1 protein-coding gene is annotated in these 254 nt (G+C 65.4%); it reads right to left on the bottom strand.

What is annotated here, in order from left to right; all coding sequences use genetic code 11:
• The coding region (locus ACPYOI_RS36535) for a GTP-binding protein (protein WP_481424239.1) at positions 1-254 on the bottom strand (254 nt) is incomplete at both ends.

Genomic DNA, 254 nt, shown 5'->3' with positions numbered 1-254 from the left:
TCGCGCACTTCGAGCTCGACGAGTTCGAGAAGCTCGGCGTCGTCAACCTGGTCGACCTTGTTGAGGAACACGACGATGGCCGGAACGCCAACCTGGCGGGCGAGCAGGATGTGCTCGCGGGTCTGCGGCATCGGGCCGTCGGCGGCCGAGCAAACCAGGATCGCGCCGTCCATCTGTGCGGCACCGGTGATCATGTTCTTGACGTAGTCGGCGTGGCCGGGGCAGTCGACGTGAGCATAATGGCGGTTGGCCGT

The organism is Rhizobium sp. SVR5-2C (assembly GCF_056755115.1).
This window is presented reverse-complemented; position numbering and strand designations above follow the sequence as displayed.